Here is a 24,906-nt window from a genome sequence, read left to right on the forward strand (position 1 = left end):
GTTTCAAATAGGCGTAATGTTTGATTACGTTAAATTGTTGACAATATTGGGGGCGAGATGAAAAAAATTACGGCGATAATCAAACCCTTTAAATTGGACGATATGCGTGAAGCGCTCAGCAGCATTGATGTGCATGGCATGACGGTGAGTGAAGTAAAAGGCTTCGGTCGTCAAAAAGGGCATACGGAAGTGTATCGCGGAGCAGAATATGCGGTGGATTTCATGCCCAAGGTAAAAGTGGAAATTGTGGCGGAAGACGAACGGGTCGGCCAAATCGTCGACATGATTTTGGAAACGGCGCGCACGGGTAAAGTTGGCGACGGCAAGATTTTTGTCGAAGCGGTTGAGCAGGTAATCCGTATCCGCACCGGTGAAACCGGTAACGAGGCCGTCTGAAACCGCCAATATGGTTCAGACGGCATGCAGCAAATCATTGAGAAGAAGAAAAGGATAGAGAATATGAAAAAATCAGCATGGATTTCGGGCTTGTTACCGGCAGGCGTGATGGCGAACGATTTGGATTGGTGGCAACCTTTCAGCGTCATCGATTCGGGCGATACGGCTTGGGTGATGACGGCGGCGGCGTTGGTGCTGTTTATGACGCTGCCCGGTCTGGCTTTGTTTTACGGCGGCATGGTGCGTAAGAAAAACCTGCTTTCCACGATGATGCACAGTTTTTCCATCGCGGCTTTAATCAGTGTCTTGTGGGTTGTGGCCGGTTATTCGCTGGCGTTCATGCCGGGCAATGCTTTTATCGGCGGCTTCGACCGGTTGTTTCTCAACGGCATGAGCATGGACACGGCGAAAGAAATGGTGACTGTGTCGCCGAATGCGGGCTCGATTCCGGAAACGGTGTTTATGTTTTTCCAAATGACGTTTGCCATCATTTCCACTGCTATTATCACCGGTGCGTTTGCCGAGCGCATGAAATATTCGGCGATGATGCTGTTTTCCGGCATATGGTTTCTGCTGGTGTATGTGCCGACAGCGAATAGGGTTTGGGGCGGCGGCTTTATGAGCGAAGGCGGCGTGTTTGATTATGCGGGCGGCACAGTGTGCACATCAATGCCGGTGTGGCCGGTTTGGTCGGAATTACCCCGGCAGCAGGCTTTGTGGCCACCGGTGGTGCGGTTATCATCGGCATTGTGACGGCAGTAGCGTGTTATCTGGCCGTGGCCGTGATTAAACGCAAACTGGATTATGACGATTCGCTTGATGCCTTCGGTATTCACGGTTTCGGCGGCATTGTCGGTGCGATCCTGACCGGTTTGGTGTTTGACAACCAAATCTTCGGCGGCGATGCGAGTATTGGTTCGCAAGTGTGGATTCAAACCAAAGATGCATTGACCACCATTGTTTATAGTGGTGTGATGAGCTGGGTGATTTTGAAAATTGTCGGCAAAATCTGCGGCGGCTTGCGTGTTGATCGGGACACCGAACGTGAAGGCTTGGATTTGACCATTCACGGTGAGCGTGTTGAATAATTGAGATCTCTTATATAGAAGGCCATCTGAAATTCAGACGGCCTTTTGTTTGATATAAATCATCCTGAGACCATTGCGAAATCCATCTTTGGCACATTGCTTCGTTATGCGCGGCTCGAAAGCTTGCCTGTCTTGACGATAGGTCTGCGCTTTCTGTGCTGCTATAACTTTGAACGGTACTCAAATCCGGGGGCAAAGGCCTCGTACTCCGATGTTATTGAGCAGGTTTCTGTTCACGGCACGCATTGACCGCGGCTTGGGTGCGCGCTTCAATATTCGGCAACGGCGTGCCGATGGACGCATTTTTCATTTCTTCGCGCGTAATCGAATCGGCCAGCTTCAGGCTGGCGCATTCGCACAAGGCTTTGATTTCGGCCGTGTCGCCGCCCGCGCTGTCTAAACAAGATTGCTTGCTGCTTTCGATGAAACCTTCTCGAAAGCCGGTGTAAAATTCTTCATTGTCGGTGTAAGACTTGGCCGTTTCTTGCGAGCAGGCGGTGAGTGTCAGAGCAAGTGCCAAAGGCAGCAAACGGGGCAGCATGGTTTTTCCTTGGTGAAACTAAAAACCGATTATAGAAGAAAACCGTTGATTTTTGCCAAGGAAATGTTTCAGACGGCCTGCTTGACTTAAATCAGACTGCCTGAAAAACAGCTTAAAAAACAGTGGTGAATCTGTGCAGCAGGCCGGCGATATGCGATAATAAGGCCGTCTGAACCATCCGAATGTAACGGCGCATCATGACCCCCGGCCTTCAGTTGACCGCTTTGCGACTGCTGCTTGTGCGGCGGCCTGATTGTTTCCATTTTCCCGCACGGCGGGTTTTTTTATGGACATTTCAGGCTGCGCATCACCGTGTGCCGCGCCATCTTGACATTGGAAAAAGGAAATCCCATGCCCAATCCCCTTTATCGTCAAAACGTCATTTCCATCGCCGATTTGACCACGCCGCAGCTGGAATTGCTGCTCAACACCGCATTGAAACTCAAAGCCGGGCCACGCAGCGATTTGCTGGAGGGAAAATTAATCGGTTCGTGTTTCTTCGAGCCGTCCACCCGTACGCGCTTATCGTTTGAAACTGCCGTGCAGCGTTTGGGCGGCAAAGTCATCGGTTTTGCCGACGGCGCCAATACCAGCGCGAAAAAAGGCGAAACGCTGGCGGACACGGCGCGCATTATTTCCAATTACACCGATGCGATTATCCAGCGCCATCCCAAAGACGGCGCCGCACGCGTGTTGGCCGAGTTTTCCGCCGTGCCGGTGATTAATGCGGGTGACGGTACCAACCAACACCCGAGCCAAACCTTACTTGATTTGGTGACAATTTTTGAAACGCAAGGCCGTCTGAACGGGTTGAAAGTGGCCATGTGCGGCGATTTGAAATACGGACGCACCGTGCATTCCCTGTGCCAAGCCTTGAAGCGTTGGGGCTGTGAGTTTGCCTTTGTGTCGCCGCCGAGCTTGGCCATGCCGGAATACATTACCGAAGAATTGGACGAAGCCGGCTGTACCCATCAGATTTTTGCCACGTTGGAAGAGGCGGCCGAATGGGCGGATATTCTCTACATGACCCGTGTACAGCGCGAGCGCTTTGACGAGCAGGAATTTGCCAAAATCCAAGGTAAATTCAATTTGGATGCCTCGATGCTGGCCAACGCCAAACCCAATTTGCGCGTGCTGCATCCCTTGCCGCGTGTTGATGAAATCCATCCGAATGTCGATGCCACGCCGCATGCCTATTATTTTGAACAGGCCACCAACGGCGTGTATGCACGCATGGCGATTTTGTCGCTGGTATTGAACGAAGAAGTGTAAGGAGCGCGAAATGGAAAAGAAACAATACAGCGTCGAAGCGATTCAAAACGGCACGGTTATCGACCACATTCCCGCCGGCAAAGGCTTGGCGATTTTGCGCCAGTTTAAATTGCTGCATTACGGCAGCGCGGTCACCGTGGGCTTCAATCTGCCGAGTAAAACACAGGGCAGTAAAGACATCATCAAAATCACCGGCGTGTGGCTGGACGACACCGCCGCCAACCGCTTGGCTTTGTTTGCGCCCGAAGCGGTGGTGAATGTGATTGAAGATTTTAAGGTGGTATCAAAACGCCACTTGACCATGCCGTCTGAAATCAGCGAAGTGTTCCGCTGCCCGAACACCAATTGCGCCAGCCACGGCGAGCCGGTAAAAAGCCGTTTCTATGTGCGCACCAAAAACGCGCAAACCCGCTTGAAATGTCATTATTGCGAAAAAACCTTCTCGCGCGAATCGGTGGCCGAAGCCTAAGACAAGCGGCTTTCAGCCATACTCGGCAATTATTCTAAAAAAATGACCGCATGGCATAAATGCTTAAATCATAAACAGATAGTCTGTTAGAATAAAGGCCGTCTGAAACATCGTATGACTGTTCAGACGGCCTTTTAACCACACACGGGAAAACCATGAATTCATCTTTTCAACGCCGTTTTGCGCCGATTTTATATGTCTTGATTTTCTTCGCCGGATTTTTTACCGCCTGCTTGTGGTTCAACCCGCAAGATTATTTGGCCAATCTGCCGCTGACCTTAATCGCCATTGCCGCAGTAGCCTTCATTTGGCTGATTTACGCCGTGGTTTCCGTGCGTGCCGGCCAGAGGCGTGAAATGCTGTACCGTGAAAGCCTGATTCAGAAAGAAAGTGTGCATCCTGTGCTGCATGCCGCGGTTCACCGCGTGGAAGACCGGCCGGAAATGCTGGTGTTGGCGGTGCGCAATTACGGCAAAGGCATGGCGGAAAATGTCAAAGTGCGTGTGGAAGCCATGCCCGACCAGCCGTGCAGCCAAGCCGTTACCCAAGCAATGGTACAGCTTCCGGCGGTAGCGGAAGGCATTGACCGCTTGGCATCGGGTGAAACCTACGGCGGCATTTTTGCCGACAGCCGCATGTTGGTCACGGATTTGCCCAACCAAGAATTCAGCGGCGTGGTGCGCGTGACGGTGACTTGCGAAAACACTTTCGGCGATGCCTGCTCTTCTGAAACCGTGTTGGACTTAAGCCTGCTCAACGGCGGCATCACGGAGGACAAACCGCGCAAAAAATTATTGTATTGATTTAACCGATTACACAGCCAAGTTAACAAAGAAATCATTTAAGCTTGCGGCTGGGTAACAAGTTTGTTTTCAGACGGCCTGATTCCTGCAAAGGTTTCAGGCCGTCTGAACCATTTTTAGGAGAGTCGAATGTTAAGTCTGACGACGATTATCATCGCGGTGGCAGTGACCGCGGTGCTGTTGGTGATTACGTTGGTCGCCCCCAATCCGATTACCGGCATTATGGCACTGGTGTTCGGCGCGCTGATTTATGTTGTGCTGTGGCCGAAATACGAAGGCGGCCGGCAAGCGCAAGCGCAAGGCGTGGAAGTTCAGGCGGCGGTGCAGGAAGTACGGCATTGGAACAGCGGTATGCGCAACAGTCAGGGCGATAAATATGAAATTATTGCGCTGGCACCGAATCCGTACAACGGCAAAATGCATCAATTTGTCAGCCCGCCGATGACCACCGACCCCGAACCTTATCTGCAAGATACCGTCACGGTGAAAGTCGATTGGTCGAACCCGAAAGCGTATATTATGGATTTGTCGTTTTTACCGTTTAAGGTGCATTAAGGTACCATATAACCCAAGGCCGTCTGAAACATTTTTCAGACGGCCTTGGGTTATTTGAACATCACGGTTTATTTGATGTTGGTATGGATATTGTATTGATTGTGTTCGGTGGCGTGCGAATCTTGCGGTTCGTTGCGAACATGAGGTTTATCATCGGCCATGTTGTCGAGATCGCGTCCCGGATTGGAAACCGTATCGCCGATATTGATATTGGTCAGGCTTTCCAAAATGATGGCGGAGGACAAGTTTTGGCTGGTGCGGTATACCATCGCCAAGCCGACTTCTTCGGCGGGGATGGATACATATTTCACCACGCTCTTACGGCCTTTTTGGTTGCTTTCCAAATCCACTTTGGTCTGGCGGCTGCGCTTGTACAGGCTGACCACAGTACCCTTGTCGATGCCGTCGGCTTCGCCTTTGTTGACGGTGACGGTTTGGAACTGGCCGGCTTCGCTCACGCCTTCAAAGATAGACACGACTTTACCGTCAATCGGCTGCTCGGGTGCGTGCGGCATCATTTGGAAGCTGTCGGTCTCGCCATTGAGTTTCAGCAGGAAATCGCCTTTGCGGATTTCTGAAATGGCCTCTTCAACCACCATCGGCTGGGCGGTTTGGGTAGGGATTTTAATCAGCGGATGATTGCGGGTGTAATATTCGCCTTCTTTCAGATAAAACGAGTCTTCATCGGGAGCGACATCCAGTGCGCTGTTGGTGTAAGGCAGGGTGCTGACGATGCCGCTGAAAACCACTTCCTGGCCCAAGAATTTTTTCGTCACAGGGTCGGTAATGTCTTTGCGGGCGCGGTAAACCAAATAACGGCCGGGTTCGGTAATGCCGTAAGCGTAAACGCGGTTGCCCTTGGTATAAAGCAGGCGGCTGTCAGGGCCTTCAATCAATCTCGGTGCATCTTGGGTCTGCAATTGGTCAATCACTTGCGGATGCTTCATAAACAAACGGTAGAAATTGACATTCACGGTCGGAATGCCGTAGCCGGACGTTTCGCGGATGCGCGGGCTGAGTTTGATGGTCGGAATGCCGTCCGAACCCATGCTCGAACCTTCAAAGCCCAAGCGCGGCTGGCCGTTGACGTAGCGCAATACCAACACCTGACCGGGATAAATCAGATGCGGATTGCGGATTTCGCTGCGGTTGGCGCCCCACAGGCGGTTCCATTGCCACGGGCTGTAGAGATATTTGCCTGAAATGCCCCACAAAGTGTCGCCCGGTTTCACCACGTAGCGTTGCGGCGCGTTCGGGCGGACTTTTAATGTTGCTGCATGAACTTGGGCAGAAATTGCCACACCTGCCATACAAAGCAGGGCTATAATACGTTTTTGCATAACCGTTCCCCTTGAAAATAATGCGGTTTGTCATCAATTTAGCTGAATCAAGAACGCGTCAATCGTGGCGTGAAAAATAACAATGGGCGCGACGCAGGTGGCTGTGTTAGAATTTGCCTATTGATATTTATTCAGCGATAAACCGAGTCAAAATTCATAAGACGCTATTTTATCATTGAATGTTACCGTCATTCTAGAAATAATGGCATTGCCCCGATAAAGCGTATCAAAGTACATACACAAATTTACTGTTTCCGATTGAGAAGATAAAAAAATGGCATTGTTAAACATCCTCCAATATCCAGACGAACGCCTGCACACGGTCGCCCAGCCGGTAGCCGAAATTGATGAGCGCATCCAAATTTTAGTGAAAGACATGTTTGAAACCATGTATGAATCGCGCGGCATCGGCTTGGCCGCGACCCAAGTTGACGTGCACGAGCGCGTGGTGGTGATAGACTTGACCGAAGACAAAAGCGAACCGCGCGTGTTCATCAATCCCGTCATCATTGAAAAAGAAGGCAAAACCACTTACGAAGAAGGCTGCCTGTCGGTGCCCGGCATTTATGACACTGTGACCCGCGCCGAACGTGTCAAAGTGGAAGCGTTGGACGAAAAAGGCGAAAAATTCACCCTTGAAGCCGATGGCCTGCTGGCAATTTGTATCCAGCACGAACTTGACCACCTGATGGGTAAAGTGTTTGTCGAACATTTGTCGCAGCTGAAGCAAAACCGCATTAAAACCAAGCTGAAAAAACGCCAAAAACACAACCTGTAATCAGGATTCAATCTCAACATGCCGTCTGAAAACATTTCTCGTTTTCAGACGGCATGCTTTATTTGGCTGCTATAATATGTGTCAAATTATCAGATTAAGCCTGTATCAGAAAATTCATCGCAGCCTATTTTCCTCGCCTGCCGGCGGGAGAGGGCTTGTTATGCAAACAGCCCTTTTATGCAACACCGTTTCCCACCCAAAGGCCGCCTGAAACCATTGGAGAAAGACAACTATGAACGTGATTTTTGCCGGTACGCCCGATTTTGCCGCCGCCGCACTCAAAGCCATTGCCGCCGCCGGTTTCGACATTCCACTGGTGTTGACCCAGCCCGACCGCCCCAAAGGCCGCGGCATGCAGCTGCAAGCATCGCCGGTGAAACAAGCCGCGCTGGAATTGGGTTTGCGTGTGGATCAGCCGGAAAAGCTGCGCAATAACGCCGATGCCTTGCAAATGCTCAAAGACGTGGCCGCCGATGTGATGGTGGTGGCTGCTTACGGCCTGATTCTGCCGCAAGACGTGCTCGATACGCCGCGCCACGGTTGTCTGAATATTCATGCCTCGCTGTTGCCGCGTTGGCGCGGTGCCGCCCCGATTCAGCGTGCCATTGAAGCCGGTGATGCCGAAACCGGCGTGTGCATCATGCAGATGGACATCGGCTTGGACACCGGCAATGTCGTCAGCGAACACCGCTACGCCATTGCCCCCGTCGATACCGCCAATGAAGTGCACGATGCGCTGATGGCGCTGGGGCACAGGCGATTGTTGCCGATTTGCAACGCTTACAGGCAGAAGGCCGTCTGAACAGCACACCACAGCCTGAAGAGAGCGTGACCTACGCGCAAAAACTCACCAAAGAAGAAGCCAAAATCAACTGGCAGGAACCTGCCGATGTGGTTGCCCGCAAAATCCGCGCCTTTAACCCCGTGCCGGCCGCATGGGTAGAATGGGAGGGCAAACCGATGAAAATTTGGGCAGCCGAAACGGTGAATCAAAAAGGCAAAGCAGGCGAAGTGTTGGCCTGTCATTCAGACGGCCTGATTGTTGCCTGCGGCGAAAATGCATTGAAGATTACCGAGCTGCAACCCGCCGGCAGTAAGCGCATGAGCATTCAGGCTTTTGCCGCAGGGCGCACGATTGAAGCAGGTACGGTGTTGTGATGGATTTATTAAACAAATATTTACCTAAGAGAGAAGAAAGTGCAGCGATACTGGAATATGTGAGAAATTTCACGCCCATTATTTTGTTTTTTTCAGTTGCATTATTTACACTTTATCAAGCTGCTCAAAAAGATAACTGTTTGCTATGGTTTTGGGTATTTGTAATCTTATTTTTTCAGTCTTCATTTTGTTTTTAAATGTCCGAAAATTCATTCAGCATGTACCTGAGGTTTATGCCAAGGTAATTGTATGTTTTACCTTGTTTACGTTGACTGCGGCAATTATTCAGGCATTTGGTGGTTTGTATCACTTTGTGTACGGTCAACAGCAATAGGATTAGTTGTTCTTTGATATAGATTTAGACAGAATTTTTTCATTAAGAGGCCGTCTGAAAAAGACGCCGGCCAGAGGAGGAAATCCCCATGCCTATCAACGGATTCAACCAGCCCATCGGTGAACCCTTGCCCGATTACACCGCCGGCAGTTATCCTGAAGTGACGCTGTTACCGGGAAAATTTTGCCGTTTGGAAAAGCTTTCTGCTGCCCGACACGGTGCGGATTTGTATGAAGTGTATGCGGCGGAACACAGCCCGATGAACAATTGGACGTATTTGCGGATTTTTCCGGTGGCCGATCATGCTGAGTTTGATGATTTGATGGCAGGTTATGAAGCTTCGGCCAATCCGTATTTTTCGCCATCATCGACACGGCAAGCAATCGGGCGGTGGGTTCGGTCAGTTTGATGCGCATTGATACGGCCAACCGAGTGATTGAAGTGGGTTGGGTGGTGTATTCCGACAAGACAAACTGAAGCGCACAAGGGTGGCGGCGGAGGCGCAGTATCTGTTGGCAAAATATGTATTAGACACACTGGGTTACCGCCGTTATGAATGGAAATGCGACTCTTTCAACGAGCCGTCGCGCAAGGCGGCTCTGCGTTTGGGTTTCCAATTTGAAGGCATTTTCCGCCAGGCGGCGGTGTATAAAGGCCGCAGCCGCGACACGGCATGGTTTTCGATAATCGACAGCGAATGGCCGCAAGTCAAAGCGCGCTTCGAGCGGTGGCTGGCGGATGATAACTTTGATGAAAACGGCAAGCAGCGACTGTCGCTGAGCGAAATTTAGGGTGTAGTCAGAATGCCTGTGAAGCGGGTTTTAACCAAAAATACCGCCGCAACGCCTTCTGGCTACACGCCTTAATCCGCATTGCCATAAAGAAAAGATAAAATTGTTTTCAGACGGCCTTTAAATCTGTCAGGCCGTCTGAAAAAGAAAAGCGGACAAAAATGAATCAGACAATGAAAGTTTGCCTATGAGCATGGCATTGGCACAAAAGCTGGCCGCCGACAGTATTGCGGCGGTGGCGCAGGGGCAGAACCTGCGAGACGTATTGGCGGCCATTCGTGTGGCCAACCCCGAATTGAGCGCACAAGAGGGCGGTGCGCTGCAAGACATTGCTTACGGTTGCCAGCGTTATCTGGGCAGTCTGAAATTTATGCTCGGCAAAATGCTGAATAAGCCGATTGACAATGTACAGCTCGAAAGTTTGTTGTTGGCAGCTTTGTACCAACTGCATTACACGCGCAATGCACCGCATGCGGTGGTGAATGAAGCGGTGGAGAGTATTGCCAAAATCGGCCGCGGCCAGTATCGCTCGTTTGCCAATGCGGTTTTGCGCCGTTTTCTGCGCGAACGCGACAAGCTGGCCGCAGCGTGCAAATACGACGACACGGCCAAACACAATCTGCCGCAGTGGTGGGTGGCGTATCTGCAAAACCATTATCCGAAATATTGGCACAATATCACCACGGCGCTGCAATCTCATCCGCCGATGACTTTACGCGTCAACCGCCGCCACGGCAATGCGGAAGATTATCTGCAAAAATTGGCGGCGCAAGGTATTGAAGCGAAGGCTTTGGGCGATTATGCAGTCACGTTGGCCGAAGCCGTGCCGGTAAGCCGTTTGCCCGGTTTTTCAGACGGCCTGGTGTCGGTGCAGGATTTCGGGGCGCAAAAGGCGGCTTATCTGTTGAACCCGAAAGACGGCGAACGGATTTTGGATGCGTGTGCCGCGCCGGGCGGGAAAACGGGGCATTTGCTGGAGTTGGCTGATTGTCATGTGACTGCTTTGGATATTGAGGAAACCCGTTTGGCGCGCGTGCAAAGCAATATCGGCCGTTTGGGCTTTCAGACGGCCACTTTGCATTGCGCCGATGCGCAGGATTTGGCTGCATGGTATGATGGCAAGCAATTTGACGCGGTGTTGGCCGATGTGCCGTGCACCGCTTCGGGTGTCGCACGCCGCAATCCCGATATTAAATGGCTGCGCCGCCCCAATGATGCGCTGAAAACCGCCCGCCAACAGGAAACCTTGTTGGACGCATTGTGGCAAACTTTGACAAAAAACGGCAGAATGCTGTTGGCGACGTGTTCGATTTTTATCGAGGAAAACGATCAGCAGCTGCAAAAATTCCTTAACCGCCATGCCGATGCCCGATTACTGGAATCGCATGTGCTTTTACCGAACAAACACCAAGATGGCTTTTATTACGCGCTTATTCAAAAGCAGTAAACTCATGCTGATGCCGATTCTGCTGGCTGCGTCGTTGCACGCGGCGGCAGAAGGCATCAGTGTGACCCGTGCCGAGGCCGGCTTGATGGATAACGGCCAATTGTCGGTCAGCAGCCGTTTCAAAACCGAATTGCCCGACCAGCTCAAACAGGCCTTGCAGCAGGGTGTACCGTTGAATTTTTCTTTGTCTTACCAATTGTCGGAGCCGACGATTGCGGCCTACCGTTTCCGCTTGGAACATCTTTTAAACGACGGCAATACGGTCAACTATAGATTAGCGTTCCATCCCTTGACCAACCGCTACCGTGTCACGGTAGGTACGTTTTCCACCGAATACGATACCTTGAATGCTGCCTTGCGTGCGGTTGGGGCGATTGCCAACTGGAAAGTGCTGAGTAAAGGCACATTGCGCGGCAGCGAGCCGAAAGACATTAAAGCGCAAATCCGTTTGCAATTGTCTACGTCCAAGCTGCCGAAGCCTTTCCAAATCAACGCCCTGACTTCCCGAAGCTGGAGCTTGGATTCGGGCTGGAAAAGCTTGTCGGTTATGCGGGAATAAATCATGCGCCGCTTTCTCTTAATCGCCGTTTTGCTGGCTGTGGCGCTGCTCTACGGTCTGACGGCTGCCACCGGCAGCAGCAGTCGGATTGCCGATTATTTCTGGTGGATTATCGTCTTGTGCGGGCTGCTGATGCTGGTGTTGGCTGCGGTGTTGGTACGCTATGTGCTGTTGCTCATGCGCGACAGTCAAAACGGCGTATTCGGTTCGCAAATCGCCCGGCGCCTGTCGGGTATGTTTACCTTGGTGGCAGTGTTGCCGAGCGTGTTTTTATTCGGCATTTCAGCCCAGTTTATTAGCGGCACAATTAATTCTTGGTTCGGCAACGATACCGAAGAAGCGCTCGAGCGCAGCTTGAATTTGAGTAAATCGGCTTTGGATTTGGCGGTAGACAATGCGGTCAGCAATGCCACACCGATTCAGATTGATTTAATCAGCGCATCGTCTTTAGACAATGATTTGGGCAACGCGCTGGCCGCTGCTTCGAATGCCAACGATTTTACCCAATTGGCTCTGTATAACCTGAGCCGGGACCGTTTTGAAAAAACAATTAATCCGAAAAACTTGAATCAGCCGAAAATCGATAAGGCCGGACAAGAGCAACTGCAGCAGGCAGGTTCGCTGCGCAGCTTAGAAAACATTGGCAATGTGTTGTATGCACAGGGTTGGTTATCGATTGGGAACCACAATAATCAGGAATATGCCTTTTTCTTCCGCCAGCCGATTCCGCAAAATGTGGCGCAGGATGCGACTCTGATTGAGTCAGCGCGCGCAAAATATGCCGAATTGAGCTATGCCAAGCAAGGTTTGCAAACCTTCTTTCTGGTGACTCTTTTGGTGGCGGCATTGTTGGCGATTTTCTTGGCTTTGGTGATGGCTTTGTATTTTGCCCGCCGTTTTGTCGAGCCGATTTTATCACTGGCTGAAGGGGCACGGGCAGTGGCACAGGGCGATTTCAGCCAGCAGCGTCCCGTATACCGCAATGATGAATTCGGCCGCTTGACCCACTTGTTCAACCACATGACCCAGCAGTTGGCGATTGCCAAAGATGTGGACGAACGCAGCCGCCAGCAGCAGGAGGCCGCCAGACATTATTTGGAATGCGTGCTGGAAAGCCTGACCACCGGCGTGATTACCTTGGATGCAGAAGGCCGTCTGAAAACATTTAACAAATCCGCCGAACACATTTTAAGCGTGTCGCTGGTGCCGCTGTGGGGCAGTAATTGGCACGATTGGCGCGGGCAGTCACCGCAGCAGTCGTTGCTGGCCGATGTGTTTGCCGCGATTGAAGCCACTGCCGACATGAATAAGCCGGTGCAGGTGGAATATGCCGCCCCGGACGATGTGCGTATTTTGATCGGTAAAGCCACGCTTTTGCCCGAAGACAACGACAGCGGTTTGGTGATGGTGATTGACGATGTGACCTTGCTTATGCGCGCGCAAAAAGAAGCGGCATGGGGTGAAGTGGCTAAGCGGTTGGCACACGAAATCCGCAACCCGCTGACGCCGATTCAGTTGTCTGCCGAAAGATTGGCATGGAAATTGCATGATAAATTGGATGAGCAACACGCCCAGATTTTGAGCCGCTCAACCGATACCATCGTCAAGCAGGTGGCCGCGCTGAAAGAAATGGTGGAAGCCTTCCGCAATTACGCCCGCGCGCCGTCGTTGAGTTTGGAAAAACATGATTTGAATACTTTGGTGGAAGAAGTATTGGTGCTGTATGAAGGCAGCGCGTGTACATTTACTGCTAAATTCAGTAATATAGAGTTATTTATTCATGCAGATACCACCGCCATGCGGCAGGTATTGCACAATATATTTAAAAATGCGGCTGAAGCGGCAGAAAGTGACCTGAATCCACAGATAAACATCGAAACTGCGTTGAGTGACGATGGACAGGCCATTTTGACTGTTTGCAACAACGGTAAAAGCTTCAGCAAAGAAATGTTGCATAATGCCTTTGAGCCTTATGTGACCGACAAACCGACAGGTACAGGGCTGGGTCTGCCTGTGGTGAAGAAAATTATTGAAGAGCACGGCGGCCGTATCAGCTTGAGCAATCAGGCCGACGGCGGTGCATGTGTCAAAATAGCGTTACCCCAACTGGTAGAAACTTATGCGCAGCAGTGATATTTTAATTGTAGATGATGAGGTGGGTATCCGGGATTTATTGTCGGAAATCCTCCAAGACGAAGGTTATACCGTGACTTTGGCCGAAAATGCCGAAGAAGCACGCCAATTGCGCCACCAAACCCGTCCGGCCATGGTCTTGCTGGACATCTGGATGCCGGATTGCGACGGGATTACCTTGCTGAAAGAGTGGGCGAAAAACGGCCAGCTCAATATGCCGGTGGTGATGATGAGCGGTCATGCCAGCATTGACACGGCAGTCGAGGCCACCAAAATCGGCGCATTGGATTTCTTGGAAAAACCGATTGCCCTGCAAAAGCTGCTGTCTACCGTTGACCGTGCCCTGAAACACGGCGAAATGCAGGCAGCGGCCGGCTTGTCTTTAGACCGTCTGGGTAATAGTCCGGTGATTCAGGAATTGAATCAGAAATTGGAGGCTGCTTTCAAACAAAGCGGCCCGGTATTGTTGACCGGTGAGGCCGGTTCGCCGTTTGAATGGGTGGCGCGCTATTTCCATAAAAGCGGTACACCTTGGGTGGAACCGGGTAAAATCGAGCATATTGTCGATACGCCGCTTGAATTGCTTCAAAAGGCCGGCGGCGGCATTTTGTATGTCGGTGACATTGCGCAATACAGCAAAAATATTCAGAACGGCATCGTATTTTTATTGGGGAAGGCTGAGCGCTATAACGTGCGCATTATTGCCGCCAGCAGCCGTTCTGCGGAAGAATTGGCCGAATCGGCTACTTCAGACAATAAATTGCCGAGCTTGTTATCCAAAATTATTGTCGGTGTGCCGACTTTGCGCAGCCAGCCGGATGACATAGTGTTCTTGGTCAACCAAATTTTGATTGAATTGGCCGAAACGCAAAAAATTCCGCTGGCCAAATTCAGCAACGGTGCGTTGACTGTGTTGCGCCAATACGAATGGCCGGGTAACTTCGAGCAATTGCGCACCGTGGTGAAAAACTTGGCCTTAGAAGCCGATGGTGAAGAAGTGCAGGAGCCGGCAGCGGCGGCAGCTTTAGGGCAGCATGTGCCGTCTGCTTCATCGGAAATGGTTGGCGGCTTTAATTTCAATATGCCGCTGCGTGAGTTGCGCGAGGAATTGGAACGTCGCTATTTCGAATACCACATTGCGCAAGAAGGCCAAAATATGAGTCGTGTGGCGCAAAAAGTCGGCTTGGAGCGCACGCATTTATACCGAAAATTGAAGCAGCTCAGTATCAGCGTTTCCCGCCGCAATAGCGAGAAAAACGAAGACTGAATTACTTGATTCTTTAAAGGCCGTCTGAACGTGAAAAATATTTCAGACGGCCTTTCTCTGTTTTCATTCCGTTCAATGCCTGTATAATCATTGCTATTAAAAATATTACGTAAATTACTATTTGACGGTGTTCAATAGGGTATTGGGGCCGTCTGAAACAGGATACGGGCATGAACGACAACGAACGCTTTGCATGGCTACAACTTGCGCTGACGCCTTATATCGGTGCGGAAAGTTTTTTGATTTTGCTGCAACATTTCGGCAGCGCAGAAGCGGCATTGGCCGCACCTTCAGAAAATATTGCTAAGCTGGTGCGGCACAAACAAGCCGTGGCTGCGTGGCAAAATGAGGATAAGCGCGACCTCGCCAAGGCTGCAGCCGAAGCCGCGTTAAACTGGGCGCAGCAGGATGATTGCCGCTTACTGCTGTTGCAGGACGATGATTTCCCCGATATGCTGACCGAAGGCATCACGCCGCCGCCGTTATTATTTTTGCGTGGCAATACTGATTTGCTGCACAAGCCTTCCGCCGCGATTGTCGGCAGCCGTCATGCCACACCGCAGGCGATGCGTATTGCCCGTGATTTTGGTTTGGCGTTGAGTGAAAAAGGCATTCCGGTGGTTTCCGGTATGGCGGAGGGCATTGATACCGCTGCTCATCAAGGAGCGCTGCTTTCAGACGGGGTACCATCGCCGTGTGGGGGACGGGTATAGACCGCATTTACCCGCCATCGAATAAACAGCTTGCGTATGAAATCGCCGAGCGTGGCTTGATTGTCAGCGAGTTTCCGCTGGATACTCGCCCGTATGCCGGTAATTTTCCACGACGCAACCGCCTGATTGCCGCGTTATCGCGTTTGACCTTGGTGGTGGAGGCAGCAGTTGAATCCGGTTCGCTGATTACTGCCAAGCTTGCCGCCGAGATTGGGCGCGAAGTCATGGCAGTGCCCGGTTCGATTGATAATCCGCACAGCAAAGGCTGCCACAAACTGATTAAAGAAGGTGCCAAACTGGTGGAAAGTTTGGAAGATATTGTGCAAGAATGTCCGCAGCTATTGCAAAACACCCCATTACCATCATATTCTATATATAAGCATTCGCAAAACACACTTGCCGCCGAGCTGGAAGCCAAACACGAAACAAGCGCCAAACCGCTTGCGGAAAACAAAACCAGGCCGTCTGAAACGCAAAGGCCGTCTGAAATGCAAAACATGGCAGATGACACTCTGTTAAACGCCATGGGTTACGCTGCCATTCATCCCGATACCTTGGCCGAGCAGTTGAGTTGGCCTGCGGCTGATGTGTACGCCCAATTGCTGGAATACGAGTTGGACGGCGTGATTGCCCCGCTGACCGGCGGACGCTACCAACGGATTAAAACATAATATTTAAGGAATACGCATGGCCGAAGTCATTGCTTTTTTAATCGAACATTTTCAGGATTTTGATGCCTGTCCGCCACCGGAAGATCTGGGGCAGCTGCTCGAAGATGCTGGTTTTGACGCGATGGAAATCGGCAATACCCTGATGATGATGGAAGTGTTGCTCAACAGTTCCGAATTCGCCATCGAACCGACCGACGGCACGGCCTTGCGTGTGTACAGCGCGGAAGAAGCTGATGTGTTGCCGCAAAAAGTGATGGGTTTGCTGCACTATTTGATTACCGAGCGTGCGATTACTTATGAGCAGCGTGAAATCGTGGTGCATGCCCTTATGCATATTCCGGCGGACGAAATTACCGTCGATATTGCCAAAGTGCTGACGCTGCTGGTGTTGTGGGCGCACAAGAGCGAATTGCCGGTGCTGATCGGTGATGATTTGATGGCAGCTTTAAACGGCAACGCTGTGATGCATTAATTTTTTTTCAGACGGCCTTGATGAAATCAAAGGCCGTCTGAAATTTACAATAACAAAAGAGAGTAACGATGGCTAAAAACCTTGTAATCGTCGAATCTCCGTCTAAGGCCAAAACCTTAAAAAAATATTTGGGCGGGATTATGAAATTTTGGCTTCATACGGCCATGTGCGCGACCTCGTGCCTAAAAACGGCGCGGTTGATCCGGAAAACGACTTCGCCATGAAATACCAAGTGGTTTCGCGCAATGCCAAGCACGTTGATGCCATTGTGGCCGAAGCCAAAGAAGCCGAAAACATCTATCTGGCAACTGACCCGGATAGGGAAGGCGAAGCGATTTCGTGGCACTTGCAGGAAATCCTCAAATCCAAACGCGGCTTGAAAAACATCAAACCGCAGCGTGTGGTGTTTCACGAAATCACCAAAAACGCCGTGCTCGATGCCATTGCCCATCCGCGTGAATTGGAAATCAACTTGGTCGATGCCCAACAAGCGCGTCGTGCCTTGGATTATTTGGTCGGTTTCAATTTGTCGCCGCTGTTGTGGAAAAAAATCCGCCGCGGTTTAAGTGCCGGCCGCGTGCAAAGCCCTGCCTTGCGCCTGATTTGCGAGCGCGAAAACGAAATCCGCGCATTTGAAGCGCAGGAATATTGGACCGTTCATCTCGACAGCCACAAAGGCCGTAGCAAATTCACCGCCAAATTGGCACAATACAACGGCGAAAAACTCGACCAATTTGCACTGCCGAATGAAGCCGCGCAAGCCGATGTATTAAACGAGCTTACCGGCAAAGAAGCCGTGGTCAGCGGCGTGGAAAAGAAAAAACGCAGCCGCAATCCGGCCGCTCCGTTTACCACGTCCACCATGCAGCAAGATGCCGTGCGCAAACTCGGCATGACCACCGACCGCACCATGCGCACTGCCCAGCAGCTTTACGAAGGTATTGATGTCGGCCAAGGCGCGATTGGTCTGATTACCTATATGCGTACCGACAGCCTGAATTTGGCCGATGAAGCTGTGGTCGAAATCCGCCACTATATCGAAAACAAAATCGGCAAAGAATATTTGCCGCCGTCCGCCAAACAATATAAAACCAAATCGAAAAACGCCCAAGAAGCGCACGAAGCGATTCGCCCGACTTCTGTGTACCGCACACCCGAAAGCGTGAAACCGTTTCTGACGGCCGATCAATTCAAGCTTTACCAAATGATTTGGCAGCGTACCGTTGCCTGTCAGATGTCGCCGGCCAAGTTTGACCAAACCACCGTCGACATCAGCGTCGGCAAAGGCGTATTCCGCGTGACCGGCCAAGTGCAGACCTTTGCCGGTTTCTTGAGTGTGTATGAAGAAAGCACCGACGACGAGAGCGAAGAAAACAAAAAGCTGCCGGAAATGGCCGAAGGCGACAAATTGCCGGTGGATAATCTCTACGGCGAACAGCATTTCACCACACCACCGCCCCGCTTTAACGAAGCAACTTTGGTCAAAGCCTTGGAAGAATTCGGTATTGGCCGCCCGTCGACCTATGCCAGTATTATTTCCACGCTGAAAGACCGCGAATACGTCACGTTGGAACAAAAACGCTTTATGCCGACCGACACCGGCGATATTGTCAATAAATTCCTGACCGAACATTTCGCCCAATATGTCGATTACCATTTTACCGCCAAGCTTGAAGACCAGCTTGACGAAATCGCCAACGGCAAACGCCGCTGGGTGCCGGTGATGGATTCATTTTGGAAGGGCTTTGGCAAGCAGGTTGAAGAAAAAGAAGGCATTGAGCGAGCTAAATTTACCACCGAAGAATTGGACGAAACCTGCCCGAAATGTGGTAACCATAAGCTGCAAATCAAATTCGGCCGCAATGGCCGCTTCGTTGCCTGCGCCGGTTACCCCGAATGCGGCTATACCCGCAATGTGAACGAAACCGCCGAAGAAGCCGTCGAACGTGCCGCTAAAGAAGCAGCAGAGCAAGCCGAACTTGAAGGTCGTGAATGCCCGAAATGTGGCGGCGGCTTGGTATATAAATACAGCCGCACCGGCAGCAAATTTATCGGTTGCGCCAACTATCCGAAGTGCAAACACATCGAGCCCTTAGAGAAACCGAAAGACACCGGCGTCGAATGTCCGCAATGCAAGAAAGGGTACTTGGTCGAGCGCAAATCGCGCTACGGCAAACTGTTTTACAGCTGCAGCACTTACCCTGACTGCAACTACGCCACTTGGAATCCGCCGGTAACCGAAACATGCCCGAAATGCCAATGGCCGGTCTTGACCATCAAAACCACCAAACGGTGGGGCGTGGAAAAAGCCTGCCCGCAAAAAGAATGCGGCTGGAAAGAACAAATCAAGCCACCGGTACCTAAAGGCGGCAAAGCCGAAGAAGAGTAGGTTCCTTTATTTAAATGAAAAGGCCGTCTGAAACTGCGAACTACAGTTTCAGACGGCCTTTTATCTGTTAGCTTGTTGTATAATAAGATTTACGGTTTAATCAGGCTGTTTGAAACGTTCAGACGGCCTCAATCTATGGTTTTTATGGCAAAGACAAAACACAATCAGAAGCACAGTAACCAAGTTCGTATTATCGGTGGGCAATACCGTGGCCGTAGGCTGACTTTTGCATCGGCAGAAGGTTTGCGCCCTACGCCCGATATGGTGCGTGAGAAGTTGTTTAATTGGCTGGGGCAGGATTTGACCGGCAAAACAGTATTGGATTTATTCAGTGGTAGTGGTGCATTGGGTTTGGAAGCTGCTTCACGCCATGCCAAGCGGGTGGTAATGGTGGATAATCAGCGCCAGACACTGCAATCCTTGCAACAAAATGCGCGTGAATTGGGCTTGGCACAAGTGGAAACCGTTTTTTCAGACGGCCTCAGTTTTCTGAAAAATCAAACCGAGCAATTTGATGTGGTGTTTCTCGATCCGCCGTTTGCGTGGCGGCAATGGGATGATTTGTTCGCTTTGCTGCAAAACCGTTTAACAAGTGATGCGATGGTTTATATTGAAGCGGGGGGCTTGCCGTTCAAACCGGAGTGGTTGGCAGAATATCGTGAAGGTAAATCTGGAATGAGCCGTTTTCAATTGCTGCATTATGTGCAAGTGCCTGAATAGTATAGGATTTGATAATCATTACCAAGGTGTAAACATTTTCTGCATATGCATTTTCCTGAGCAGTTTATGCTATAATCCGCGCCCATCGGTTTTGAAATTTAATAAAAAAGGAAACGAAAATGTCGCTCTTTATTACAGATGAGTGCATTAACTGTGACGTATGTGAGCCTGAATGCCCAAATGATGCCATTTCTCAAGGCGAGGAAATTTACGAAATTAACCCAAGTTTGTGTACGCAGTGTGTCGGTCACTATGGCGAGCCTCAATGTCAGCAAGTGTGTCCGGTAGACTGTATTTTGATTGATGAAGAACATCCGGAAACGCACGACGAACTGATGGCGAAATACGAAAAAATCATTCAGTTTAAGTAATTTTTTCATATAATCAGATTGTTGTAATATTTTTAGAAAAAATATAGAAAATATTGCTTGACTCGACTAAGAGAAATAAATAAACTAGCGTTCTCTTTTGGAGGGATTCCCGAGCGGTCAAAGGGGCAGACTGTAAATCTGTTGCGTGAGCTTCGAAGGTTCGAATCCTTCTCCCTCCACCAAAATTCTTACTTGGAGCAAAGAGTAAGTGTATGCGGGTGTAGCTCAATGGTAGAGCAGAAGCCTTCCAAGCTTACGGTGAGGGTTCGATTCCCTTCACCCGCTCCAATGGACAATTTAGCCCATGTAGCTCAGGGGTAGAGCACTCCCTTGGTAAGGGAGAGGTCGGCAGTTCAAATCTGCCCATGGGCACCATCTCATTTATTTATCCACATTTTTATATTTTTAATTAAACACTTAGAATAGGATTTATTGCCATGGCTAAGGAAAAATTTGAACGTAGCAAACCGCACGTAAACGTTGGCACCATCGGTCACGTTGACCATGGTAAAACCACTCTGACTGCTGCATTGACTACGATTTTGGCTAAAAAATTCGGTGGTGCCGCTAAAGCTTACGACCAAATCGACAATGCACCGGAAGAAAAAGCCCGCGGTATTACCATTAACACCTCTCACGTAGAATACGAAACCGAAACCCGTCACTACGCACACGTAGACTGTCCTGGTCACGCCGACTATGTGAAAAACATGATTACCGGCGCGGCACAAATGGACGGCGCGATTTTGGTGGTATCTGCCGCTGACGGCCCTATGCCGCAAACCCGTGAGCACATCTTGTTGGGTCGCCAAGTAGGTGTACCATACATCTTGGTGTTCATGAACAAATGCGACATGGTTGACGACGAAGAGTTGTTGGAATTGGTTGAAATGGAAATTCGTGACTTGTTGTCAAGCTACGATTTCCCAGGCGACGACTGCCCGATCATCCAAGGTTCTGCGTTGAAAGCGTTGGAAGGCGATGCTGCTTACGAAGCCAAAATCTTTGAATTGGCCGATGCATTGGACAGCTACATCCCAACTCCGGAACGTGCCGTTGACAAACCATTCCTGTTGCCAATCGAAGACGTATTCTCAATTTCTGGCCGTGGTACTGTAGTAACCGGCCGTGTAGAACGCGGTATCATCCATGTAGGTGACGAGATCGAAATCGTTGGTCTGAAAGACACTGCAAAAACCACTTGTACCGGTGTGGAAATGTTCCGCAAATTGCTGGACGAAGGTCAAGCAGGTGACAACGTAGGTGTATTGTTGCGCGGTACCAAACGTGAAGAAGTTGAACGTGGTCAAGTATTGGCTAAACCGGGCTCAATCACTCCGCATACCAAATTCAAAGCAGAAGTATACGTACTGAGCAAAGAAGAAGGTGGCCGTCATACTCCGTTCTTCGCCAACTACCGTCCGCAATTCTACTTCCGTACTACTGACGTTACCGGCGCGGTAACTTTGGAGGAAGGCGTAGAAATGGTAATGCCGGGCGAAAACGTAGCGATTACGGTTGAGCTGATTGCACCAATCGCGATGGAAGAAGGCTTGCGTTTTGCGATTCGTGAAGGTGGCCGTACCGTAGGTGCCGGTGTTGTATCTTCTATCATTGCTTAAGTTTTAGAAGGCCAGTAGCTCAATTGGTAGAGTATCGGTCTCCAAAACCGAGGGTTGGGGTTCGAGACCCTCCTGGCCTGCCAAATAAAAATTAACCGGCCTTAGTGCCGGTTGATTTTTTTGCTATTTTATTTCTATTGGTTGATTTGTTTTAACCATTGTATGACTGCGAGCAGTATATCGATATATGCTGTACATGCTGTATCCATGCTATGGAAAGTGAGTTCAAAATGCCTGATCGTATGCCTGAAGATAGAGCGGATAAAGTGGGGCGGGTTGTCAAATCCGATAGCAATGTCCCTACCACACCGCAGCGCGAAGGGTTCGCTTATTTTCGAAATTCATGGATTGAATTTAAGAAAGTAGTTTGGCCGGCTCGTGATGATGCGGTCAAAATGACTGTATTTGTGGTGATTTTCGTAGCAATTTTGGCTGCGTTTATTTATGCAGTCGATACAGCGGTTTCATGGTTATTTTTTGATTTGTTATTGAAGAGGGGATAAAAATGTCAAAACGTTGGTATGTTGTACAGGCTTATTCCGGCTTTGAAAAAAATGTCCAAAAAACATTGAAAGAGCGTATTTCGCGCGAAGGGATGGAAGAGTATTTCGGCCAAGTGCTGGTTCCGGTCGAAGAGGTGGTTGATATTAAAAATGGCCGCCGTACTATCAGTGAGCGTAAATTTTACCCTGGCTATGTCTTGGTTGAAATGGAAATGACCGATGAGTCATGGCATTTGGTAAAAAGTACTCCGCGTGTATCTGGTTTTATTGGTGGTACTGCCAATCGCCCATTGCCTATTTCTCAACGTGAAGCTGATGTAATTATGCAACAGGTTCGCACCGGTGTTGAAAAACCAAAACCAAAAGTTGAATTTGAAGTGGGTCAATCGGTTCGTGTTAATGACGGTCCTTTTGCTGATTTCAATGGCGTGGTAGATGAGGTTAATTACGAGCGTAATAAGCTGCGTGTTTCTGTGCAGATTTTTGGTCGTGAAACACCCGTTGAGTTGGAATTTGGCCAGGTCGAAAAGATTTAATCGAATTAATGTCTTGAATTAAAATACATTAAGTTTTATAATTAAAAATTCGTTTTGGGAAGCGGAATGGTTCTGCGTTATACCCGTCTTTTAGGAGTCTTTTTAAAGTGGCAAAGAAAATTGTAGGCTACATTAAGCTGCAAATTGGTGCAGGTAAAGCCAACCCATCTCCTCCAGTTGGTCCGGCATTGGGTCAACGTGGTTTGAACATTATGGAATTCTGTAAAGCATTTAATGCTGCAACCCAAGGTATGGAACCTGGTTTGCCGATTCCTGTTGTGATTACTGCATTTGCAGATAAATCATTCACATTTGTGATGAAAACGCCTCCGGCTTCTATCTTGTTGAAAAAAGCTGCTAGTCTGCAAAAAGGTAGTGCCAATCCATTAACCAATAAAGTGGGTAAAGTAACTCGCGCTCAATTGGAAGAAATCGCGAAAACCAAAGAGCCTGATTTGACGGCTTCTGATTTGGATGCTGCGGTGCGTACTATTGCTGGCTCAGCCCGTTCTATGGGCTTGGATGTGGAGGGTGTGTAATGGCTAAAGTTTCTAAACGATTGAAAGCTTTGCGCTCTTCTGTTGAAGCGAATAAATTGTATGCAATTGATGAAGCAATTAGTTTGGTGAAAAATGCCGCAACTGCTAAATTTGATGAGTCAGTTGATGTGTCATTCAACTTGGGTGTAGATCCTCGTAAATCTGACCAAGTAATTCGTGGTTCAGTAGTATTGCCTAAAGGTACCGGTAAAACCACTCGCGTGGCTGTATTTGCTCAAGGTGCTAATGCTGATGCTGCTAAAGAAGCCGGTGCTGATGTTGTCGGTTTCGATGATTTGGCTGCTGAAATTAAAGGCGGTAACTTGAACTTTGACGTTGTGATTGCTTCTCCGGATGCAATGCGTATTGTCGGTCAGTTGGGTACTATCTTGGGGCCACGTGGTTTGATGCCTAACCCTAAAGTAGGTACCGTGACCCCTAATGTTGCTGAAGCTGTGAAAAACGCTAAAGCCGGTCAAGTACAATACCGTACTGATAAAGCAGGTATCGTGCATGCTACCATCGGTCGCGCTTCATTTGCTGAAGCCGATTTGAAGGAGAACTTTGACGCATTGCTGGACGCTATCGTTAAAGCAAAACCTGCTGCTGCAAAAGGCCAATACTTACGTAAAGTTGCCGTTTCAAGCACAATGGGTTTAGGTGTTCGCGTAGATACTTCTAGCGTAAACAACTAAGAATTTTCAGACGGTCTTCTTGAAGACTGTCTGGATTTGGGCTACTTAAAAATATTAAGTAGATGTCCAAGACCGTAGGGATCGTAAGATTTAATCGTTATTGCCCTACGCAGACGGTAGTCCTGAAACAAATTGCAAGAAAGCTTGTAAGATGTCTTTTTAGGTTACCGCGCTGGTGGAATACTGAGAAAGTATTCTGTTGATAAACAGTGGGAGGTAGACCTTGAGTCTCAATATTGAAACCAAGAAGGTGGCCGTTGAAGAGATTAGTGCAGCGATTGCCAATGCACAAACTCTGGTGGTTGCCGAGTATCGCGGTATCAGTGTTGCCAGCATGACAGAGCTGCGTGCAAATGCACGTAAAGAGGGCGTATACTTGCGCGTTCTGAAAAATACTTTGGCTCGTCGTGCAGTAGAAGGTACTTCATTTGCAGGTTTGGCAGATCACATGGTGGGTCCGCTGGTTTATGCTGCTTCTGAAGATGCTGTAGCTGCTGCAAAAGTGCTGCATCAATTCGCGAAAAAAGATGACAAAATCGTTATTAAGGCTGGTTCTTATAATGGCGACGTACTGGATGCTGATCAAGTAAACGAGTTGGCTTCTATTCCTAGCCGTGAAGAATTGCTGTCTAAACTGTTGTATGTTATGCAGGCACCTGTTGCCGGCTTTGCACGCGGTTTGGCTGCATTGGCTGAGAAAAAAGCTGGCGAAGAAGCTGCTTAATCGATTTTGTTTCATTTGAA

At 49.7% G+C, this 24,906-nt stretch carries 23 protein-coding genes, 4 tRNA genes and 5 pseudogenes; 30 read left to right on the plus strand and 2 right to left on the minus strand.

The genetic code is table 11. The features are described from left to right. The first annotated feature begins 57 nt into the window (after window positions 1-57). On the plus strand, window positions 58-396 hold the full coding sequence (locus CGZ65_RS00775) for a P-II family nitrogen regulator (protein ID WP_096294470.1): 339 nt from the start codon (window positions 58-60) through the stop codon (window positions 394-396). 63 nt (window positions 397-459) lie between these two features. Beyond that, a pseudogene (locus CGZ65_RS00780) lies at window positions 460-1,484 on the plus strand (ammonium transporter). A 214-nt stretch (window positions 1,485-1,698) separates the two neighbouring features. On the opposite strand, the gene CGZ65_RS00785 reads toward CGZ65_RS00780, so the two are convergent. Further along, on the minus strand, window positions 1,699-2,025 hold the full coding sequence (locus tag CGZ65_RS00785; protein ID WP_096294471.1) for a hypothetical protein: 327 nt from the start codon (window positions 2,023-2,025) through the stop codon (window positions 1,699-1,701). Between the two features lie 351 nt (window positions 2,026-2,376). On the opposite strand from CGZ65_RS00785, the gene pyrB reads away from it, so the two are divergent. The 4 genes from pyrB to CGZ65_RS00805 all read left to right on the plus strand — a co-directional run bounded on the left by pyrB (window position 2,377) and on the right by CGZ65_RS00805 (window position 5,124). After that, entirely contained in the window at window positions 2,377-3,297 is a 921-nt protein-coding gene (pyrB, locus tag CGZ65_RS00790) for an aspartate carbamoyltransferase (RefSeq protein WP_096296054.1), read from the plus strand. A 10-nt stretch (window positions 3,298-3,307) separates the two neighbouring features. Beyond that, window positions 3,308-3,766: an aspartate carbamoyltransferase regulatory subunit gene (pyrI, locus tag CGZ65_RS00795; RefSeq protein ID WP_096294472.1), complete on the plus strand. Its 459-nt coding sequence runs from the start codon at window positions 3,308-3,310 to the stop codon at window positions 3,764-3,766. A 155-nt stretch (window positions 3,767-3,921) separates the two neighbouring features. Next, on the plus strand, window positions 3,922-4,569 hold the full coding sequence (locus CGZ65_RS00800; protein ID WP_096294473.1) for a hypothetical protein: 648 nt from the start codon (window positions 3,922-3,924) through the stop codon (window positions 4,567-4,569). Window positions 4,570-4,698: 129 nt separating this feature from the next. Then, window positions 4,699-5,124, plus strand: a complete 426-nt coding sequence (locus tag CGZ65_RS00805) for a hypothetical protein (protein WP_096294474.1) — start codon at window positions 4,699-4,701, stop codon at window positions 5,122-5,124. Between the two features lie 68 nt (window positions 5,125-5,192). On the opposite strand, the gene CGZ65_RS00810 is transcribed toward CGZ65_RS00805, so the two are convergent. Next, a complete protein-coding gene (locus CGZ65_RS00810) occupies window positions 5,193-6,464 on the minus strand; it encodes a LysM peptidoglycan-binding domain-containing protein (protein ID WP_096294475.1) in 1,272 nt (423 codons plus the stop codon). 274 nt (window positions 6,465-6,738) lie between these two features. Between CGZ65_RS00810 and def the strand changes: the two genes are divergently transcribed. From def to rplJ, 24 genes and pseudogenes are all read left to right on the plus strand, one after another. Further along, the gene (gene def / locus CGZ65_RS00815) at window positions 6,739-7,242 is read left to right on the plus strand and encodes a peptide deformylase (protein WP_096294476.1); all 504 of its coding nucleotides are present in this window, start codon (window positions 6,739-6,741) and stop codon (window positions 7,240-7,242) included. A gap of 232 nt (window positions 7,243-7,474) precedes the next feature. Further along, window positions 7,475-8,400, plus strand: a pseudogene (fmt, locus tag CGZ65_RS00820) (methionyl-tRNA formyltransferase). Between the two features lie 422 nt (window positions 8,401-8,822). Then, complete coding sequence (locus CGZ65_RS13575; RefSeq protein ID WP_232507469.1) at window positions 8,823-9,143, plus strand: hypothetical protein; 321 nt, start codon at window positions 8,823-8,825, stop codon at window positions 9,141-9,143. A gap of 37 nt (window positions 9,144-9,180) precedes the next feature. Continuing rightward, entirely contained in the window at window positions 9,181-9,525 is a 345-nt protein-coding gene (locus CGZ65_RS13580) for a GNAT family N-acetyltransferase (RefSeq protein WP_232507470.1), read from the plus strand. Between the two features lie 187 nt (window positions 9,526-9,712). Further along, the gene (gene rsmB, locus CGZ65_RS00835) at window positions 9,713-10,972 is read left to right on the plus strand and encodes a 16S rRNA (cytosine(967)-C(5))-methyltransferase RsmB (RefSeq protein ID WP_096294478.1); all 1,260 of its coding nucleotides are present in this window, start codon (window positions 9,713-9,715) and stop codon (window positions 10,970-10,972) included. Continuing rightward, window positions 10,938-11,531, plus strand: a complete 594-nt coding sequence (locus CGZ65_RS00840) for a DUF4390 domain-containing protein (RefSeq protein WP_096294479.1) — start codon at window positions 10,938-10,940, stop codon at window positions 11,529-11,531. The genes rsmB and CGZ65_RS00840 overlap by 35 nt, the downstream gene beginning before the upstream one ends. Before the next feature lie 3 nt (window positions 11,532-11,534). Then, on the plus strand, window positions 11,535-13,664 hold the full coding sequence (locus CGZ65_RS00845; protein ID WP_096294480.1) for a sensor histidine kinase: 2,130 nt from the start codon (window positions 11,535-11,537) through the stop codon (window positions 13,662-13,664). Further along, window positions 13,651-14,931 carry a sigma-54-dependent transcriptional regulator gene (locus tag CGZ65_RS00850; protein ID WP_096294481.1) on the plus strand — a complete coding sequence of 427 codons (1,281 nt, stop codon included), beginning with the start codon at window positions 13,651-13,653 and terminating at the stop codon, window positions 14,929-14,931. The genes CGZ65_RS00845 and CGZ65_RS00850 overlap by 14 nt, the downstream gene beginning before the upstream one ends. A gap of 170 nt (window positions 14,932-15,101) precedes the next feature. Then, a pseudogene (dprA, locus tag CGZ65_RS00855) lies at window positions 15,102-16,024 on the plus strand (DNA-processing protein DprA); the annotation flags it as partial. Window positions 16,025-16,168: 144 nt separating this feature from the next. Continuing rightward, a pseudogene (locus CGZ65_RS15000) lies at window positions 16,169-16,315 on the plus strand (DprA-like winged helix domain-containing protein); the annotation flags it as partial. Between the two features lie 16 nt (window positions 16,316-16,331). Next, entirely contained in the window at window positions 16,332-16,787 is a 456-nt protein-coding gene (locus CGZ65_RS00860) for a DUF494 family protein (RefSeq protein ID WP_096294482.1), read from the plus strand. A gap of 68 nt (window positions 16,788-16,855) precedes the next feature. Further along, window positions 16,856-19,176: pseudogene (gene topA / locus CGZ65_RS00865) on the plus strand (type I DNA topoisomerase). A 144-nt stretch (window positions 19,177-19,320) separates the two neighbouring features. Then, entirely contained in the window at window positions 19,321-19,896 is a 576-nt protein-coding gene (rsmD, locus tag CGZ65_RS00870; protein ID WP_096296055.1) for a 16S rRNA (guanine(966)-N(2))-methyltransferase RsmD, read from the plus strand. A 119-nt stretch (window positions 19,897-20,015) separates the two neighbouring features. Continuing rightward, entirely contained in the window at window positions 20,016-20,267 is a 252-nt protein-coding gene (locus CGZ65_RS00875) for a YfhL family 4Fe-4S dicluster ferredoxin (RefSeq protein WP_096294483.1), read from the plus strand. Window positions 20,268-20,366: 99 nt separating this feature from the next. Beyond that, window positions 20,367-20,449 (plus strand) — tRNA-Tyr (locus CGZ65_RS00880). A gap of 32 nt (window positions 20,450-20,481) precedes the next feature. Next, a tRNA-Gly gene (locus CGZ65_RS00885) sits at window positions 20,482-20,555 on the plus strand. A 12-nt stretch (window positions 20,556-20,567) separates the two neighbouring features. After that, a tRNA-Thr gene (locus tag CGZ65_RS00890) sits at window positions 20,568-20,642 on the plus strand. A 62-nt stretch (window positions 20,643-20,704) separates the two neighbouring features. Next, window positions 20,705-21,889: an elongation factor Tu gene (gene tuf, locus CGZ65_RS00895; protein ID WP_096294484.1), complete on the plus strand. Its 1,185-nt coding sequence runs from the start codon at window positions 20,705-20,707 to the stop codon at window positions 21,887-21,889. Window positions 21,890-21,897: 8 nt separating this feature from the next. Beyond that, a tRNA-Trp gene (locus CGZ65_RS00900) sits at window positions 21,898-21,972 on the plus strand. A 147-nt stretch (window positions 21,973-22,119) separates the two neighbouring features. Beyond that, window positions 22,120-22,392 (plus strand): preprotein translocase subunit SecE, encoded by a 273-nt coding sequence (gene secE, locus CGZ65_RS00905; protein WP_096294485.1) that lies wholly within the window; start codon window positions 22,120-22,122, stop codon window positions 22,390-22,392. 2 nt (window positions 22,393-22,394) lie between these two features. Beyond that, window positions 22,395-22,928, plus strand: coding sequence for a transcription termination/antitermination protein NusG (nusG, locus tag CGZ65_RS00910; protein ID WP_096294486.1), 534 nt, complete (start codon window positions 22,395-22,397; stop codon window positions 22,926-22,928). A 107-nt stretch (window positions 22,929-23,035) separates the two neighbouring features. After that, window positions 23,036-23,467, plus strand: a complete 432-nt coding sequence (rplK, locus tag CGZ65_RS00915) for a 50S ribosomal protein L11 (protein WP_096294487.1) — start codon at window positions 23,036-23,038, stop codon at window positions 23,465-23,467. Beyond that, the gene (gene rplA / locus CGZ65_RS00920; RefSeq protein ID WP_096294488.1) at window positions 23,467-24,162 is read left to right on the plus strand and encodes a 50S ribosomal protein L1; all 696 of its coding nucleotides are present in this window, start codon (window positions 23,467-23,469) and stop codon (window positions 24,160-24,162) included. Before rplK ends, rplA begins: the two co-directional genes overlap by 1 nt. Window positions 24,163-24,385: 223 nt before the next feature. After that, on the plus strand, window positions 24,386-24,886 hold the full coding sequence (gene rplJ, locus CGZ65_RS00930; RefSeq protein ID WP_096294489.1) for a 50S ribosomal protein L10: 501 nt from the start codon (window positions 24,386-24,388) through the stop codon (window positions 24,884-24,886). The last annotated feature ends 20 nt before the right edge of the window (window positions 24,887-24,906 follow it).

This window comes from Neisseria weixii (assembly GCF_002327085.1).
In the GTDB taxonomy this organism is placed as follows: domain Bacteria; phylum Pseudomonadota; class Gammaproteobacteria; order Burkholderiales; family Neisseriaceae; genus Neisseria; species Neisseria weixii.

Excerpts from the sequence above, each read along its gene's own strand:
- CGZ65_RS00845 (WP_096294480.1), top strand. The coding sequence starts at position 11,535 with ATGCGCCGCTTTCTCTTAATCGCCGTTTTGCTGGCTGTGGCGCTGCTC.
- CGZ65_RS00775 (WP_096294470.1), top strand. The coding sequence starts at position 58 with ATGAAAAAAATTACGGCGATAATCAAACCCTTTAAATTGGACGATATG.
- CGZ65_RS00810 (WP_096294475.1), bottom strand. The coding sequence starts at position 6,464 with ATGCAAAAACGTATTATAGCCCTGCTTTGTATGGCAGGTGTGGCAATT.
- CGZ65_RS00875 (WP_096294483.1), top strand. The coding sequence starts at position 20,016 with ATGTCGCTCTTTATTACAGATGAGTGCATTAACTGTGACGTATGTGAG.
- CGZ65_RS00805 (WP_096294474.1), top strand. The coding sequence starts at position 4,699 with ATGTTAAGTCTGACGACGATTATCATCGCGGTGGCAGTGACCGCGGTG.
- rsmD (WP_096296055.1), top strand. The coding sequence starts at position 19,321 with ATGGCAAAGACAAAACACAATCAGAAGCACAGTAACCAAGTTCGTATT.
- rsmB (WP_096294478.1), top strand. The coding sequence starts at position 9,713 with ATGAGCATGGCATTGGCACAAAAGCTGGCCGCCGACAGTATTGCGGCG.
- CGZ65_RS13575 (WP_232507469.1), top strand. The coding sequence starts at position 8,823 with ATGCCTATCAACGGATTCAACCAGCCCATCGGTGAACCCTTGCCCGAT.
- tuf (WP_096294484.1), top strand. The coding sequence starts at position 20,705 with ATGGCTAAGGAAAAATTTGAACGTAGCAAACCGCACGTAAACGTTGGC.
- CGZ65_RS00850 (WP_096294481.1), top strand. The coding sequence starts at position 13,651 with ATGCGCAGCAGTGATATTTTAATTGTAGATGATGAGGTGGGTATCCGG.
- nusG (WP_096294486.1), top strand. The coding sequence starts at position 22,395 with ATGTCAAAACGTTGGTATGTTGTACAGGCTTATTCCGGCTTTGAAAAA.
- def (WP_096294476.1), top strand. The coding sequence starts at position 6,739 with ATGGCATTGTTAAACATCCTCCAATATCCAGACGAACGCCTGCACACG.
- pyrI (WP_096294472.1), top strand. The coding sequence starts at position 3,308 with ATGGAAAAGAAACAATACAGCGTCGAAGCGATTCAAAACGGCACGGTT.
- CGZ65_RS00840 (WP_096294479.1), top strand. The coding sequence starts at position 10,938 with ATGGCTTTTATTACGCGCTTATTCAAAAGCAGTAAACTCATGCTGATG.
- CGZ65_RS00860 (WP_096294482.1), top strand. The coding sequence starts at position 16,332 with ATGGCCGAAGTCATTGCTTTTTTAATCGAACATTTTCAGGATTTTGAT.
- pyrB (WP_096296054.1), top strand. The coding sequence starts at position 2,377 with ATGCCCAATCCCCTTTATCGTCAAAACGTCATTTCCATCGCCGATTTG.
- rplA (WP_096294488.1), top strand. The coding sequence starts at position 23,467 with ATGGCTAAAGTTTCTAAACGATTGAAAGCTTTGCGCTCTTCTGTTGAA.
- CGZ65_RS00785 (WP_096294471.1), bottom strand. The coding sequence starts at position 2,025 with ATGCTGCCCCGTTTGCTGCCTTTGGCACTTGCTCTGACACTCACCGCC.
- CGZ65_RS00800 (WP_096294473.1), top strand. The coding sequence starts at position 3,922 with ATGAATTCATCTTTTCAACGCCGTTTTGCGCCGATTTTATATGTCTTG.
- secE (WP_096294485.1), top strand. The coding sequence starts at position 22,120 with ATGCCTGATCGTATGCCTGAAGATAGAGCGGATAAAGTGGGGCGGGTT.